The organism is Aliarcobacter faecis (genome assembly GCF_013201705.1).
Classification (GTDB): Bacteria; Campylobacterota; Campylobacteria; order Campylobacterales; family Arcobacteraceae; genus Aliarcobacter; species Aliarcobacter faecis.
This window is the reverse complement of the sequence record NZ_CP053837.1, coordinates 1,923,934-1,938,112: the sequence shown is the minus strand read 5'-3', so window position 1 is coordinate 1,938,112 and position 14,179 is coordinate 1,923,934. Positions and strand designations below refer to the sequence as shown.

Sequence of the window (14,179 nt, the reverse complement as noted above, 5' to 3'; positions counted from 1 at the left end):
AAAAATATTCTAAAGATTTTTTTATAAAAAGGAAGCTTTTTTTCTTGAAGCTTCTCTTCTACTATTTTTCTAATACGGATTAAATTTTTAGGAGTATAAATATCTTTTGATATTTTCACTTTTTATCTCCTAAATAGTTTTGAATCTCTTTCATAGCTTCTTCATTTTTTAGATTAAATTTAATCTCAATTCTTCTTGAAGCATCTTTATCTTCTTCTCCATTTGCTTGAAGTATCAGATCACTATCACTTCTTCCACTAGAGTTTATATATTTGCTAATTAGTTTTTTATCTATAATATTCGAATCATATAAAAACTGCATAACAGCTTGAGCTCTTTGTTGAGAAAGTGCTAGATTACTAAGATAAGTTCCATCACTATTTGTATGCCCTTCAATAGTAATACTTTCAATATTTTTTCGTATCTCTTTATCTTCAAGAAGTGTCGATAGATATTTTTTTAGAGTATTTTTTAACTCTTTTTTAGACTCCTCTTTTAATGTTGATGAAGCTTGGTCAAATAAGATATTTGAGGAGAATTTTATAGCTCCACTTTTTTCATCAATTAAAATAGAGTTTCCAAGTTTCTCTTTTAATTTTGCAATAACATTTAGTTTTAACCCAGTTAAAGTTTTGATTTTAAGTTTTGCAATATCAAACTCTTCAACCATTTTTTGATGAATTTGAGTTTGAACTAAAAGTTTATCGGCTAAAAGTTTAATCTCTTCATCTCTTAGAGTTATAACATTTGATTTCTCATCAAGATTTTTATTAAGCTCTTCACTTTTTGATTGTTCATCTTTATATTTTACTTCAATATCTAAAAGTAGAGCTTTTAATTTATCAATTTCACTAGCTTTTAAATTAAGCTCATTTTTACTATTTTCTAAATCATTTTTTGTATTTTCATAGAGATTTTTGGCTTTTGCTAACTCTAAAAATAGTTTTGATTTTTGTTCTTCACTAGAACTTAGAGCTTTTTTCTCCTCTTCAAGGCTATTTTTACTTACAGCATATTTAATAACAATTGCACCAATTACTAAAATAAATACAAAAAGTAGTCCAGCCATTAAATCTGCGTATGAAATCCAAAAATTTTCTTGGCTATTTTGATCTTTTTTATACATCTTTTACTACTTACTTAGCTCTTTAAACTCTGTTAAATCTAAAATTATTTTTGAAGTTTCAGCATCTATTAGTTCTAAAGAGTTTTTAATTTTTTCATCATAATTTTCTAAACCTTGAGTAAATCTCCACTCGATTTTTTCCATATCACCTTTCATTGTCTCAATACTTTTAATAATATTTGAATATATCGCTTTTAAATTCTCTGAGCTTAGATTTCCCATATGTGAATTTAATTTAATAATATTTAAATTTAATTCTTCAGTAACATAAGTATATCTATCTTTTTGCTTTTCAAAGTTTGAAATAATATTTGAGATAGAGTTTGATACACTATTTAATGCAACTACCAATCTTTCATTATTTTCAATATTTGCATCAATTTTTGAAGTTAATAATAGCTCTTTTTCTAAAAGATTTTCAAGATTTTGGAATCTTTTTTCTATTGAACTATTTATTGATTCTAAAATATTACTTGAAGTTAATTCAGAAAAGATTTCTCTCATTTTTGTAAAGTTATCAAGATTACTTTTTAGATGAATTGATTCTATATCAAGTTTTGTCCAAAATAGTGATTTTGTATCTTCTTTGATTTTATATGAAAGTTGTTGAAATTTACTCATTCCAAATTTCTCAAAAAAAGTCCACCAAATAGATAGGAAAATTCCATATATAGAAACATAAAATGCTGTTCCAACACCACCTAATAGTTTTGTAATCTCACTTTCAAGAGCATTTGTAGCACCTGAACTAAAATCAGGCATAGAAATAGCAATAGAGATAAATGTTCCTAAAATCCCTAAAGTTGGGAAGATTCCACTTGCAATACTTGAAAAATTACTATTTCTTAAATTACTTGTATAATCTTGTAGAAAATCATCTACATTTCCATTTGCTTTTGTTGTATCACTAATAGTAAGTTGGTTTTTATTTGCATACTCTTTTAATCTTACATCTACATCGTGATATAAAGTTTTAAATTTACAAGCAACATAAAATGCATTGTGTTTTACAAAAAATAGATAGATTAAAAGGATAAATCCTATTAAAATAACGCTATGAATTTCAAATTTTAGTGGAAAAATACCAATAAAACATAAAATTACCAATAGATATAATAAAACTGGAACAGTAAGAAGTGTTACAATTTTCGAGTTTGTATTACAATTTGATTGTAAATTTTGGCTAATTTTTAATGAATCAGCATTTAGTATCATAAAAAATCCTTAGATAAAATAATTTTTTTTGTGGATTTTAACATAAAAAACTATTATAAAAGGTAAATTGATGAATTATTTGCCATTTAAAAGGAATTATAGGTAAAATAAAAAAAATTAAAAAAAGATATGTTATGAAAAGAGTTATTGCCTTATTTACATTTTTTACTTGCTTTTTATCATCAAATGAAGAGTTCCCTTTAGTATCAACTTTGCCAGAGTTTGAGAAATTGGAGTTTGTAAGTCCTGATTACTATCCAAAAACTAAAGAAAAAATAGAGAAAATAGAACCAAAAAAAGAGCTAAAAAATAGTACAAAAGTGAAACAAGAAGTAAAAAGAGATATGGAACCGAAGCTTGAAACAAAAGTTCAAGAAACTATTATGGGTAATGAACCAATAAAAAAACCAGAGATTCAAAAAGTTGAAGAAAAGGCAAAAGAAGATAAAAAGGTTGAAGATAAGAAAATAGAAGAAAAAAAGTTAGAAGCTGTAAAAAATAGTGAAATACAAACGATATATTTAGGAACAAAAAAGGATTTATTAGAAGAAGATGAGAATATAAGTTCAAATATAGAGCAAGAGTTAAGAGATGTGGCTTTTATAGAATTTGATGAAAATGAGAAAAAAAATAGAGATTCAAATGCACTATTAAAAGCTTTAAATATGGGAGATTCTGTAAAATATGAGCTTAAAAATAAAGATTTAGAAGATTATGAAGAGTTGATTATTGAAGTTGATTCAAATAAAAATATTATGAAATTAAAATCAAAACTTGGAAAAAGCATAAAAGAGATTAAGACTTATGTTGTATCAACTGCAAAAAATGGTGTAAAGAAACCTTTAGGAGAGGGTAAAATTTCATCAATTTCTTTAAATCCAGTTTGGTATCCAACTTTAGATACTAGAAAGAATTTTGAAAAAAAAGGTGTGATTTTACCAATAGTTGTTCCACCAAATCATAAATATAACTATATGGGAGCTGCAAAATTAAATCTTACACATATTGTTGATGGTAATCAAACTTATAGAATTCATGGAACTTTAAATGAAAAAAGTATAGGAAGTAAGGAAAGTGCTGGTTGTATTAGAATGAAAAATGCAGATGTTTTAGAATTGGCAAAGATAGTTCAAGATTTTTTTGATACAAAGGGAGCTAGTAAGGTAAAAGTTATTTTGCTATAAATCAGAAAATATTTATACTGAATTTTACTCCATTTTGTGTATTTTCTACAAAAATATCTCCTAAATTATCTTTTTCTAGGATATTTTTACAAATATAAAGCCCTAAACCAGTTCCATTTCTTTTAGTTTTTGTAGAAAAATAGGGATTAAATATTTTAGAGATAATCTCTTCATCAATTCCCCCTGCATTATCTTCAATAAAAATTTTCTGATTATCTTTTGTATCTTCAAAATATATTTTAATAATAGAGTTTTTGATATCTCTTTCTAAAAAAGCATCTTTTGAATTGTTTAAAATATTTAAGATAACTTGAATTAGTTCATTCTTTGGTAAAAATCTCTGTTTTAAATTTATTTGATTTATCTCTATTTTTATATTTTGAAAAGAGAATGATTTTTCTATCATATTATGAACAATCATTACAATTTGATTTAAACTTATTAACTCTTTTTTTGAATCTATTTGATAAAAGTTTCTGAAATCATCTATTGTCGATGACATATATTGAACATATTTATTTATATCACTTAGATTACTATCTAAAAACCCTTTATCAATTTTGTTTGTACTACTTTTTAATTTTAGCCTTGTTAAAATGGTTGTAATTGTTGATAATGGTTGTCTCCATTGATGAGCAATCATACTAATCATCTCTCCCATTGCTGTTAACTTTGATTGAAAGATAACCATTTTTTCTTTTTCTTTTAACTCTGTTAAGTCCAAAATATAGATTATTTTATACTCTTTGTTATTATAAATAATATCTTTCATCTTTATAATTACAGGAATAATTTTTCCATTTCTTGTAATTAAAGAGATTTCTTGAAAGATTTTTTCGTTATATTTTATAAACTTTTCTGTTGATGTTGGTATCAAAATACTAGTTGCTAATTTATCTACTAATTCATCTTTCTTTTCATATCCTAAAATTTCAAGTAAAGAGTGGTTTATATTTTTTATAAAACCTTCTTGAAGTATCAATACTCCTTCTATTGTATTATTGATTATCTCATTTAAATCCATAATCATTTTTTCTTCAATATCCATCTTTTTCCAATTTGTTCTAAATATTATTTCATTAGATTAGCACATAGTTTCTAATTTTTATTTAAATATTTACAAAATTATTAATCGGTTTTGATAATAATACTTTCTAAATACACTCTTATATTATAATTTTAAAATAATTTTTCTAAAGGGGGTTTATTTTAGTATGAATTTAAAAATAAGTTTCAAGGAAAACAATATGATTTGTGATATAAAAGATATAGAAGAAATGCACAATTTAATTATGAAGCTTATTAAAGAGACTGAAGCTGAGATGTTATTTTCAAGTAATATATTTAGTACTTGTAAAAGAAGATTTTTAAAAGATCTTGCATTTAATTTGCATGAAATTAGGAGAGACCTTGAAATTGGTACAAAACGAAGATTAGAAAATAGTATTTAAACAGGATAAAATATGAGCCAAGAAGTTAAATTATCTAAAGATATAATGATTGTTTCAGAAACAGATTCAAGAGGATATATCATCTATGCTAATAGTGATTTTTGTCAAGTCGCTGGTTATACTAAAGAAGAATTAATAGGAAAACCACATAATCTAGTAAGACATCAAGATATGCCAAAGGCTGCATTTAAAGATTTATGGGAAACAATAAAAAGTGGAAATGTTTGGAAGGGTATAGTAAAAAATAGAACAAAAAATGGAGGATATTATTGGGTAAATGCAACAGTATATGCTTCTAAAAGTAGTAAAGGTGAGTTGAGATATATTTCTATAAGAATAAAACCAACTGATGAAGAGATTAATAGGGCCATTTCTCTATATAAAACTTTAAATTAAGGTTTATAATTATGATATTTAAAAGTAATAAAGTGGAAGAAGTAATTCTTGATTCACTAAATAATATAGAAAAGTTTATTGATGGGGATTTGAATTCTTTGCCAAAAATAGATTTTAAAGCAAAAGGGGTTCATCAAAAAGTTATAAATAAGTTAAATATTCTTAAAAATAAATTAGAAAAAAAGAATCAAGAAGAGCTTCTAATTTTTGGAGAGATAATGCTTGTATCAGAAAAACTTTCAGATGGGTTTATAGAAGATAAAATATATTTTACAAACACAAGTAACAATAAACTTAACTATATAGCAAAAACTATAAATTATTTAGTTGATAATTTACAAAAAATAATAGGTTCTAATACACATAAAATTAGTTATGTTTTAAATAACTTTTCAAAGCAAGATTTTAGATTTAAAATTGATGATGAAAATGCAGAAATTCCAAATACTTTAAATAGTGTAGCAGGTTTAATAACTGAAATGTTAGTAGAGAATAAATTGAATGGCTTAACATTAGATAAGAGTTCTAATATTCTATTATTAAATGTAGATAAATTAAATTTAAGTTCAAATGAAGCAGCAAGCTCTTTGGAAGAGACAGCAGCAGCCTTAGAAGAGATAACTTCAAATATAAGAAATAATACACAAAATATAGCAAAAATGTCTTCATATTCAGCAAGTGTTACAAAATCTGCAGAAGAGGGAGAAAAATTAGCAAATCAAACGACATTGGCAATGGAGCAGATAAATAGACAAGTAAATCTGATAAATGAAGCAATAGGTGTTATTGATAATATTGCTTTCCAAACAAATATATTATCTCTTAATGCAGCAGTAGAAGCAGCAACAGCAGGAGAGGCTGGAAAAGGGTTTGCAGTTGTTGCTCAAGAGGTAAGAAATTTAGCAAATAGAAGTGCCCAAGCAGCAAAAGAGATAAAGAATATAGTAGAAAATGCCAAAAATAAAGCAGATGAAGGGAAATTAATAGCGAGTAATATGATAGATGGATATAAAGATTTGAATTCCAATATTACAAATACAATAAATTTAATTTCAGATATAGAAATATCAAGTAAAGAGCAATTATTAGGTATAGAGCAGATAAATGATGCAGTAAATCATTTAGATGCACAAACTCAACAAAATGCAATGATAGCATCACAAACACATGATGTAGCAATAGCTACTGATAAAATAGCAAAACTTGTAGTTTCAAATGCAAATTCAAAAGAGTTTTTAGGAAAAGATACGATTAAAGCAAAAGAGATAAGTCTGTTTTAACATAAATTTTAAAATGACTATAGACTTAGAAGTAGATATTATATATTAGGTAAAACTAAAATAATAAATTTACCCCATAATGATACTTTCTAAATACACTCTTGTATTATAATTTTAAAATAATTTTTCTAAAGGAGGTTTATTTAAGTATGAATTCAAAAATAAGTTTCAATGAAAACAATATAATTTGTGATATAAAAGATGTAGAAGATGTACATAATTTAGTTATGAAGCTTATTCTGGAAACTGAAGAAGAGATGTTATTTTCAAGTAGTATATTTAGTACTTGTAAAAGAAGATTTTTAAAAGACCTTGCATTTAATTTGCATGAAACTAGAAGAAATATAGAGCTATATATAAAGCAAAATTCTGACCAAAAACTAATAATGGTATAGAAAATAAGTGCTTAATATATAATTGGTAAAAGAGACTACAAAGTTTCAAAATATATAAAAAAGATTTATCCATTTTTATATATCTATCTTTTTTTTATTAGATAATCAAAGGCTGAAAATTTATAAATTAATTAGCTTAAAAGTTTAGCAAAATCGGTAGTTTAAACTAAATTGGTTTACTAGTAGGAAGATAAGATAAGATAAGATAATAACTTTTAAGACTAAGAAATTTATTAAAAGGTGGTTAAATATGTTAAAGATAGGTGATATAAAGGTGAAATATAAGATAAATATTATCAGCTTTATAAATATAGTTTTATTTTCAATAGTTACAATTATTCTATATTATGCTATAAATAATATAAAACAAATTAATGAGGAAAACTCTATAATTACTGAACTTTCCACAACAATTCATAAAACTAGTGAACAAGGTCTTCAAGTAACAAATGCTTTAAGAGGAATAATTTTAAATTCTAATGATACAAAAGCAAAAGATAACTTTCTTGAAGCAATTAAAGAGTTAGATTTATTGATTTTAGAACTAAAAAATAGCTCAAATATCTCTAAAGGATTTGAAAAATTTAATATTAATAATTTATACTCTTCACAAAAAAAAATATTAAATAAAATAGAGGAAAAATTAAAAAATAATGAAACTCTAATATTAGAGGATAATATAGAAGTTACAAGTCAATTCAGACCTCTAAAATCTTCTATATTAAGTTGGATTGAAGAAAATGACTTAAAAAGTTCAGAGTTAAAAACTACTTTAAATGAAACAGTACAAAATAGTATAAATACAATTATTATATCTATAATAATTGGTTTGATTTTTGCTCAAATGATAATTCAATTTATATCTAGAAATATAGTTGTTAGTATAAATCATTTTCAAATAGGCTTACTGAGTTTTTTTTCTTATTTAAATAAAGAATCTTCAAAAGTTGGATTAATAGAGATTAATTCAGAAGATGAATTTGGACAAATGGCAAAAGTTGTAAATGAAAACATTAGAAAATCAAATCAAATATTATTAAATGAAGAGCAAGTATTATCTCAAATACAAAAAATGATTGAAAATATTCAAAGAGGTTTTTTTATGTATCAAATCAAACTAAAGTGTGAAAATCCACAAATTGAAAATATAAAAAATAATATTAATGCTCTTGCGAATGATCTGCAACTAAAAATTTCTTTAATAAGTAAAGTTTTATTGGATTTTGGAGAATCTCATTTTGAAAGTAGAGTTCCTGAAGATTTAGAAATGACAGGAACTTATGGAAGTTTAAAATCTAGTACGAGATTAGTAGGGAATAATGTTTCTGAACTATTAGCTATGATTTTAACTACTGGAGATAAACTAAATGAAGATACAACTATTTTATCTGCATCATCTGAAAACTTATCAACAAATGCAAACGAAGCAGCAACTTCTTTAGAAGAGACAGCAGCAGCACTGGAAGAGATAACAAGTAACATAAGAAATAATACACAAAGTATAGCAAAGATGTCTAACTTGTCAAATAGTGTAACAAAATCCGTAAAAGAGGGAGAAGAATTAGCAAATCAAACAACAATTGCAATGGAAGAGATAAATACTCAGGTAAATTTAGTAAATGAGGCTATAAGTGTAATAGACCAAATAGCATTTCAAACAAATATTTTATCATTAAATGCAGCAGTAGAAGCAGCAACAGCAGGAGAGGCAGGAAAAGGGTTCGCTGTAGTAGCACAAGAAGTAAGAAACTTAGCAAGTAGAAGTGCAGAAGCAGCAAAAGAGATAAAAAATATAGTAGAGAATGCGACTCAAAAGGCGAATGAAGGGAAAAATATAGCTTCAAATATGATAAAAGGGTATGGAGAGTTAAATTTAAATATATCACAAACAGTAAGATTGATTTCAGATATAGAGATGGCAAGTAAAGAGCAATTGATGGGAATAGAGCAGATAAATGATGCAGTAAATCAACTAGACCAACAAACACAACAAAATGCCATGGTTTCAAATCAAATAAATGATTTATCAAAAGAGGTTTCTGAACTATCTTCAAGATTGGTTTCTGCTGCAAATTTAGCTAACTATTCAAAACAGACAAAAGATTATATTTGTAATATAGATTTAGTATTTAAAACAGCAAAATTGAAAAATGACCATATAAGATTTAAAGAGAATAATTTCGCAAGACTAGGAAAAAATGAGAAATGGACAGTAGTATCTTGTAATGATTGTAATCTAGGGAAATGGATAAAAGAGTCTGAAGATAAACAAGAAAAATATACAAAAACTTCAAGTTGGAGTAAATTAAAAAAATATCATTCAGATATTCATAATAGTGTTCAAATATATGTAAATGAAGATATAAAAATTGACTCAACAGTAAATTTAAAAGATTTAGCAGTAGATATTGAGATTTTAACTTCTCATATATTTGATGAATTAAATATGGTTAAAAAGAGTGTGTGTTCACAAGAATAAATAATCTAGAAGTATCATAATATTATTTTTTGAGTTAAAATAAATAAGTTTACCTAATAATGATACTTTTTGAATACACTCTTATATTATAATATAAAAAAAGAGTTGATAAATATAAATTGAATAGTAAATCTTAATGAGTATAAGATAATTTCTAATCCAACAAATCTTGGAATTATAAAATTAAATATAGAGGGAAAATATATGGGAAATATTGGTATAAAAAGTAAGTTATTATTAATGCTGTTAATAACAATAGGGGGATTTGAATGTTAAATAATTTAACAATAAAGAAGAAATTAATTTTTTCTTTTTCTATAATAATTATATTAATTCTTGGATTTGTTCTTTTTGCAACAAAATCTATAAATGAAACGAGTGATGGTTTTTCTGAATATAGAAGAATAGCAAAAAATGCGAAGACTATAGCAAATATTGATATCTCTTTATTAAAAATGAATAGTACTATTTTAGAGTATATAAAATCTCATCAAAAAAGTAGTATAGATGAGTTTAATAAAGAGTTTGTAGAAATAAAAGCTCTTGTGAATTTAGGAATTGAGAATTTAAAAAATCCTACAATAAAAGCTCAAATGCAAGATGTAGATAAATCTTTAGATAATTATAAAAACTCTTTTTCTAAAGTTATAAATTATATGCAAACAAGAGATAATATTTTAAATGAGAATTTATACAAAAACGGTAAAAAAGTAGAGCAAATTTTATCTTCAGTTGTAGTAAAAGAGTCTGAAAGTAGAAATTATGAAAGTAGTTTTGAAGTTTCAAAACTACTAAATGATGTTTTGATTATGCAAATTTATGTTTTAAAATTTATGGAAACAAATAGTAATGATGACTTTGAAGTGGTTAAAAAAAATATTTCATTAATAACAAATGAACTTAAAATTATTAAATCTATTTTTGGGCAAAGAAATGCAACAGAGATAAAAGAGTTTGAAACTACTTTAAAAAACTATGAAGATGGTGTTATTCAACTTTATGAAGCAGTTAATGCAAGAAATAGTGTAATTAAAGATGAGTTAAATGTATTAACAAAAAAGATTCAAGACTTAGGACACGAGATTTTAGTTTCTCAAGGTAAAATCCAAGATGATATTGGTTCAAATGTTGATGGTTTAAATAGCTTTATAAAAGTTGTAATATTAATTGTAGGTTTGATAATACTAATTGTAGGTGTTATAGTATCAATAGCTATTTCAAGAAATATTTCAAATTTACTAAAAACTTTTGAAGATGGATTATTAGGGTTTTTTGCTTACTTAAATAGAGATAAATTAACAGTAGATTTAATAAAAATAAATGGTAACTGTGAATTTGGACAAATGAGTAAGATTGTAAATGAGAATATCTTAAAAACACAAAAAGGTGTAGAAGAAGATAGAAGATTAATAGATGAGACAATAGCAGTATTAGGGGAGTTTGAACAAGGAGATTTATGCCAAAGATTAAATACTCAAGTATCAAATCCAGCATTAATGCAATTAAAAAATGTATTAAATAATATGGGAGAGAATCTTGAATCAAATATAAATAATATATTAAATATATTAGAACAGTATGCAAGTTATAATTATTTAAATAAGATAGACCAAAAAGGGTTAAAAGAGCATCTATTAAAACTAGCAAATGGAGTAAATCATTTAGGAGACTCAATAACATCAATGTTAGTAGAGAATAAATCAAATGGATTAACATTAGAGAATAGTTCAAGAATACTTTTAGAGAATGTAGATAAATTGAATATAAGTTCAAATGAGGCAGCAGCAAGTTTAGAAGAGACAGCAGCAGCATTAGAAGAGATAACAAGTAATATAAGAAATAATACACAAAGTATAGCAAAGATGTCTAACTTGTCAAATAATGTAACAAAATCAGTAAAAGAGGGAGAAGAGTTAGCAAATCAAACAACAACAGCAATGGAAGAGATAAATACTCAGGTAAATTTAGTAAATGAAGCAATAGGAGTTATTGATAATATAGCATTCCAAACAAATATTCTCTCACTAAATGCAGCAGTAGAAGCAGCAACAGCAGGAGAGGCAGGAAAAGGGTTTGCAGTTGTTGCTCAAGAAGTAAGAAACTTAGCTTCACGAAGTGCAGAAGCAGCAAGAGAGATAAAAAATATAGTAGAGAATGCAACACAAAAAGCGAATGAAGGTAAACAAATAGCAACAAATATGATACATGGATATGTTGATTTAAGTAAGAATATAGAAGAGACTATAACATTAATATCAGATATAGAGATGTCAAGTAAAGAGCAATTAATGGGAATAGAGCAGATAAATGATGCAGTAAATCAACTAGACCAACAAACTCAACAAAATGCTATGATAGCTTCACAAACTCATGATATATCAAGTTTAACAGATAATATTGCAAATATAGTAGTTAAAAATGCAAATGCAAAAGAGTTTATAGGTAAAAATGATGTGAAAGCAAATAGAATAGAAAATTCACAAAAAAGAGTAGTAGAGGAAATAGTTCCAAAGAAGATAAAATCTAAAGTAAATAGTTCAAATAAGACTAATATAAAGATTGATTCGACTAATGAAGAATGGGAAACTTTTTAATATTAAGATGAGCATATGAATTGTACAAATAGAGTAAAACCAAAATTATTGAGAGATATAAAAACTGAAGCTCTTTTAGTATTTATAAGAACAACATTAGAAGAGTATTTTAATCAAATAGATAAAGGGGTTTACTATTTTGAACTATCAAATAAAGAGGATAATGATTTTATAGAGTTTACTTTAAGAACTTTATTATATGAGTTACAAGATACAGTTATAAATTCTTCTTATTTAAGAAGTTTAATAGAAAATGCAAATAAAAACTCTACACTAAAAATATTGGCAAAAAAAGAAGAACCTTTAATGGTTTATTATGATACTTTAGTTAAAACTATTGAGACTCTTTTAGCAAATGGAAGCTTTTGGATACCAGAACTTGTTGTGATTTGTCTTTTAAGTGAATGGATAATAGAAGAAGAAAAAAGCAGTTATTTTTATCCATATTTGAAATCTATTGACTATTTGGCTTTGATAAATAGATTTGATGATGCAAAAAAAGATTTAGATTTAGAAAAAAGAGCAGTTGTTATGAATATGTATAAAATATCTTCAAAATTAATAGAAAAACTTAAAAAAGTGGAATACAAAATAAATACAGGTAGAAAAAAGAGTAAAAAAAGAAAGAGTTAAAGGATAAATTTTGCTAGATTATAATTTATTGGAAAAATATGGAAGAGAAATTGCTATTTTATTTGTAGAAGATGATGAAAATTTATCAAAAGAGATGGCACTTTTACTTAAAGATATCTTTTATAAAGTAGATATAGCTTATGACGGTGAAGAAGCTTTTTTTAAATATATGAGTTCTACAAATAATTATGATTTAATAATAACAGATATTCAGATGCCAAATATGGATGGAATAGAGTTGATAAAAAATATATATAGAATTAATCCTGAACAAAAGGTAGTAGTTTTATCAGCTCATAGTGAAACCCATTATTTAATGGAACTTGTAAATGTAGGAGTTTTTCAATTTGTCCTAAAACCAATAGATTATGATAATTTCTTAGAAGTTATTTTTAATGTTTCCAGAAATATATATAACAAAAGAGTTTATAAAAATGAAAAGAATTCAGTTTTTATAAAATTATCAGATGAACTTTCTTGGAATAAGCAAGAGAAACAACTTATTTTAAATCAAAAGGTTTTAAAACTTACAAAAAAAGAGTTTTTATTTCTTGATTTATTGATGAAAACACCTCAGAAAATATATACAAATAAACAGATTACAAACTATTTATATGATGAAGAGAGTGAATTGGATATTCTAATATCAAATTTAAAGAATCTTATTTCAAGACTTAGAAAAAAAGTACCAATGTTAGATATTCAAAACAATTATGGTGTTGGATATAGTATAAGAATTTATTAAAAGGTTTAATTTTTAATAGTATTTTTTTTGAATACTACTTTTTTTAAACTCTTTCTCTTATACCTTTTATAATGTTTTTTTAAAAACTCTTTATAACTTTGTGGATATGCTCTATTTCTTGGGATATTATTTATAATAAATGCTATTAAAAATAGAATTAATGCTCCACTAGAAACAGGAATTATTACATAAAAAAAGCCTAAATTATGAATTTGTTCATTTCCAATAACAGCTATTAGTGCTGTTGCCCCTCCTGGAGGATGTAAAGTTAGAGTTAATTGCATAATTAAAATAGAGGTTGAAACAGCAATTGCAGCAGCTAAGAAAAGATTTGGTGCAAAAAGTTTATAAGAGATAACTCCTATAATTGCAGATATTATATGACCACCTATTAGATTTTTTGGTTGAGCAAGAGGTGAATTTATTGCCCCATAAATTAAAACAGCACTTGCTCCAAAAGAGCTTAAAACTAGTATTAATCCATCATCATCTAAAAAATTCTTATGAAAAAATGCAATTAATATAATTCCTAAAAAAGAGCCAATCCATGACCAAAACATATTTGATTTATCAAGTGGCTCAGAGTTTATTTTTTGGAATTGTTTATAAAAAAATTTCATTATTAAATACCTCTTTGAATACTATAATAATAAAATTTACTCTTAATTCTTATGATTTTGG

General features: G+C 25.0%; 12 protein-coding genes and 1 pseudogene. 9 read left to right on the top strand and 4 right to left on the bottom strand.

Annotated elements, in window-relative coordinates:
- Positions 1-115: 115 nt before the first annotated feature.
- Positions 116-1,126 carry an OmpA family protein gene (locus tag AFAEC_RS09710; RefSeq protein ID WP_026805126.1) on the bottom strand — a complete coding sequence of 337 codons (1,011 nt, stop codon included), beginning with the start codon at positions 1,124-1,126 and terminating at the stop codon, positions 116-118.
- 6 nt (positions 1,127-1,132) lie between these two features.
- Positions 1,133-2,341, bottom strand: coding sequence for a MotA/TolQ/ExbB proton channel family protein (locus AFAEC_RS09705; protein WP_026805127.1), 1,209 nt, complete (start codon positions 2,339-2,341; stop codon positions 1,133-1,135).
- Positions 2,342-2,475: 134 nt separating this feature from the next.
- Here AFAEC_RS09705 and AFAEC_RS09700 point away from each other — a divergent pair, with 134 nt between their 5' ends.
- On the top strand, positions 2,476-3,525 hold the full coding sequence (locus AFAEC_RS09700) for a L,D-transpeptidase (RefSeq protein WP_051487444.1): 1,050 nt from the start codon (positions 2,476-2,478) through the stop codon (positions 3,523-3,525).
- Position 3,526: 1 nt separating this feature from the next.
- On the opposite strand, the gene AFAEC_RS09695 is transcribed toward AFAEC_RS09700, so the two are convergent.
- Positions 3,527-4,573: a sensor histidine kinase gene (locus AFAEC_RS09695; protein WP_051487446.1), complete on the bottom strand. Its 1,047-nt coding sequence runs from the start codon at positions 4,571-4,573 to the stop codon at positions 3,527-3,529.
- Positions 4,574-4,772: 199 nt separating this feature from the next.
- On the opposite strand from AFAEC_RS09695, the gene AFAEC_RS09690 reads away from it, so the two are divergent.
- From AFAEC_RS09690 to AFAEC_RS09655, 8 genes and pseudogenes are all read left to right on the top strand, one after another.
- Entirely contained in the window at positions 4,773-4,976 is a 204-nt protein-coding gene (locus tag AFAEC_RS09690) for a hypothetical protein (protein WP_026805128.1), read from the top strand.
- A gap of 12 nt (positions 4,977-4,988) precedes the next feature.
- On the top strand, positions 4,989-5,372 hold the full coding sequence (locus tag AFAEC_RS09685) for a PAS domain-containing protein (RefSeq protein ID WP_026805129.1): 384 nt from the start codon (positions 4,989-4,991) through the stop codon (positions 5,370-5,372).
- A gap of 470 nt (positions 5,373-5,842) precedes the next feature.
- Positions 5,843-6,652, top strand: a pseudogene (locus AFAEC_RS12455) (methyl-accepting chemotaxis protein); the annotation flags it as partial.
- Positions 6,653-6,801: 149 nt separating this feature from the next.
- The gene (locus tag AFAEC_RS09675) at positions 6,802-7,047 is read left to right on the top strand and encodes a hypothetical protein (protein WP_026805131.1); all 246 of its coding nucleotides are present in this window, start codon (positions 6,802-6,804) and stop codon (positions 7,045-7,047) included.
- Positions 7,048-7,297: 250 nt separating this feature from the next.
- Positions 7,298-9,526 carry a methyl-accepting chemotaxis protein gene (locus AFAEC_RS09670; protein WP_051489019.1) on the top strand — a complete coding sequence of 743 codons (2,229 nt, stop codon included), beginning with the start codon at positions 7,298-7,300 and terminating at the stop codon, positions 9,524-9,526.
- 269 nt (positions 9,527-9,795) lie between these two features.
- Positions 9,796-12,120: a methyl-accepting chemotaxis protein gene (locus tag AFAEC_RS12500; protein WP_172658651.1), complete on the top strand. Its 2,325-nt coding sequence runs from the start codon at positions 9,796-9,798 to the stop codon at positions 12,118-12,120.
- Between the two features lie 15 nt (positions 12,121-12,135).
- Positions 12,136-12,753 carry a hypothetical protein gene (locus AFAEC_RS09660; RefSeq protein ID WP_026805133.1) on the top strand — a complete coding sequence of 206 codons (618 nt, stop codon included), beginning with the start codon at positions 12,136-12,138 and terminating at the stop codon, positions 12,751-12,753.
- A gap of 10 nt (positions 12,754-12,763) precedes the next feature.
- Positions 12,764-13,498 (top strand): response regulator transcription factor, encoded by a 735-nt coding sequence (locus AFAEC_RS09655; RefSeq protein WP_051487450.1) that lies wholly within the window; start codon positions 12,764-12,766, stop codon positions 13,496-13,498.
- A 5-nt stretch (positions 13,499-13,503) separates the two neighbouring features.
- Here the strand turns inward: AFAEC_RS09655 and AFAEC_RS09650 are convergent, their stop codons facing one another.
- On the bottom strand, positions 13,504-14,118 hold the full coding sequence (locus AFAEC_RS09650) for an HPP family protein (protein ID WP_051487452.1): 615 nt from the start codon (positions 14,116-14,118) through the stop codon (positions 13,504-13,506).
- Between the last annotated feature and the right edge of the window lie 61 nt (positions 14,119-14,179).